This is a genomic window from Halorientalis pallida (genome assembly GCF_004118325.1).
GTDB lineage: Archaea > Halobacteriota > Halobacteria > Halobacteriales > Haloarculaceae > Halorientalis > Halorientalis pallida.
In genome coordinates, this window is sequence record NZ_RDFA01000016.1 from 1 (window position 1) to 2,237 (window position 2,237).

A 2,237-nucleotide genomic window follows, 5' to 3' on the forward strand; every position below is an offset into this window, starting at 1 on the left:
TCGGAGGCCTTGTTTTGGTGGGAGTTTTGGTTGCGTACCTCTACCTGGAGGAGAAGAAACGGCAATCTGGGCCTTCTGAAGGGGTTCAAAGTGGGGAGATCGCAGGATGAGGGACCCGGAACCGGCGAATATCAGCGGGGAGAAGGTACAGCGTCACGTCTTCAAGCACGAGATCAACTGGGGCCACGTCGCGGTGGCGGTGGCGGTGATCGTGGTCGCGGGGAAGCTCCTGGGCGAGGAAAAGGATGAAGAGGAACCGACACGCACGGAGTTGTAACACGAGACGAGACGCTAACCGAAAGTGTGTGAAATCCCGGAGAAGGACCGGGATACGACCCGGATGGGCCGTACCAGCGGCCCACCCGGCGGCAACCTTCTGGACACGGGTTGCGTACACGGTCCTTCTGCCGCCGAGAGCAAAGGTTTAACGCCTGACTCTGCTCGGCCGACCATCCGCCTGCGAAAGCCCGTGAGCGGCCGCTGTCGGCCGCTCACAGGAACGTGGAGGTGGGCGGGAGTGGTGGGTACGGGTGGAGGTATAGCGGCCCACCGGACGGGGGGCCGGGGAATCCCCGGCGGTGCGGGGTGGTTGCAGTGAGCGGTGCTGGTTCTCGGCCCTCCAAGACTAACTGTCCAGGGGAGTCTGAGGGGGCTGAGACACCGGAATCGGCCGGCCCGTCCGACTACGACCACGCCCAGCCCGGCGACCTTCCTGGTGGCACCGGCCTGCGCCCGATCTCGACGGAGCCAGGACGGACCTTGCGGGACGAGGCCGTCCACGAGCTGACCGACGGGGCACAGGCTCGGCCGTGGTATCGGGTGCTGGACGAGTGGCGGGACTGGTACAGCGACTACCTGCACAGCCACATCGAGTACGAGCAGGACGGTGAAACCGTCCGTAGCAGGCTCAAGAACAGCTACATGCCCGAGTACGGCAATACCTACTACGCGAAACTGAAGGGTCTGGAACGGGAGGTAGACCGGGCGTTTGAGGACCTGACGACGGTGATGCTGACGGACACAGCCAGCAACGAGACACAGGGCGGGCTGATGCGACCGCCGGGCGACCACATGCGGGACATCGCAGACGGCTGGGACGTACAGAGGAAGGCGCTACACCGGGCTCTCGATGGGTACAGGTGGGAGTACGCGAAGGTGTGGGAACCGCACGAGTCGGGATACGGGCACCTGCACATCGCGGTCTTCGTCGAGGACCCCGACGACGATCTCGACGCCGGCCAGTTCGAGCCGGTGATGCGAACCTACTACGAAAACACTGATCCGGCAGGATGGGACGCGCACAAGCCTGAGAACGGCGTTTCAGTAAGCCACGAGGTACACGACCTGGGGTGTTACATCAGTGAGTACATCGGAACTTTCGGGGAAGAGACGCTAAGCCGGCCGATGAAGGAACAGATGTTTTACGCGGTGACATGGGCGACGAACACTCGGCGGGTGGAGTTCAGCAACGGTGCGCAGGACCTCATCAGACGGGACAGATTCCGGCAGGAGACGGGCCTACGGCCGGAAGACCGGGGCGGGGAGTGTATGGACTCGTGGAAGCAGGGAGGCGGTGAGAGCGACGAGGGCGGCGGCTGGCAGGTAGATAGCATCGTGAACGCCGGGCCGGACGGACCGGAGTACCACGACCCGACGACTGGCGGGGTGGACGTGACGGAGATCGAGGGAGCCGACACGGTGGACCCACCGCCCGAGTTGTGACATTTGGCGAAGAGTGGGTAATTGGCGCCATCATAGGGATAAATATAGGGACAAATCTCATCACTATAGTGGCGAAAACGGGTGTCTCACACCTGTGAAACACCGGGATTAGATTTATCGGGTTCCGGCTCATGTTGTTGGATGTGCTGACGCAAGTGTCAATTGACGATCCGGCGTTCTTGGGCGAGGTCGAGGTCTCCCCTGACGGGACCATCGATCTCGGGGAACACCTGCCGGAGGAGTACAGAAGCGAATCGGTGAACATCGCCCTGGAGCCAGCCGGGGAGGCGTAGTATGGCGGTGGAGTGTCCGGCGGTTGGATGCAAGTACATCGGGATGATCGATCAGGTCGAGGGGCACCTGGGCGGCGTGGCTGATGCGGCCCATGAAGGCCTTACCGTGAGCGCCCTGGAGGAATCGCTACACGGCGAGGGGTCCGAAGGCCTTCCAGCGGTGGCCCTCGGAGGCCTTGTTTTGGTGGGAGTTTTGGTTGCGTACCTCTACCTGGAGGAGAA

Annotated in this window: 4 protein-coding genes; all 4 read left to right on the forward strand. The window is 62.7% G+C overall.

Annotated elements, in window-relative coordinates:
* Window positions 1–106 precede the first annotated feature (106 nt).
* A complete protein-coding gene (locus tag EAF64_RS21255) occupies window positions 107–277 on the forward strand; it encodes a hypothetical protein (RefSeq protein ID WP_193767790.1) in 171 nt (56 codons plus the stop codon).
* A 482-nt stretch (window positions 278–759) separates the two neighbouring features.
* Window positions 760–1,722 carry a hypothetical protein gene (locus EAF64_RS20595; RefSeq protein ID WP_193767791.1) on the forward strand — a complete coding sequence of 321 codons (963 nt, stop codon included), beginning with the start codon at window positions 760–762 and terminating at the stop codon, window positions 1,720–1,722.
* A 143-nt stretch (window positions 1,723–1,865) separates the two neighbouring features.
* Window positions 1,866–2,015 (forward strand): hypothetical protein, encoded by a 150-nt coding sequence (locus EAF64_RS21260; protein WP_193767792.1) that lies wholly within the window; start codon window positions 1,866–1,868, stop codon window positions 2,013–2,015.
* Between the two features lies 1 nt (window position 2,016).
* A partial coding sequence (locus EAF64_RS20600) for a hypothetical protein (RefSeq protein ID WP_135811382.1) occupies window positions 2,017–2,237 on the forward strand: 221 nt, incomplete at its 3' end.

Coding starts and splice junctions, on each gene's coding strand:
- EAF64_RS21255 (WP_193767790.1), top strand. CDS start 107: ATGAGGGACCCGGAACCGGCGAATATCAGCGGGGAGAAGGTACAGCGT.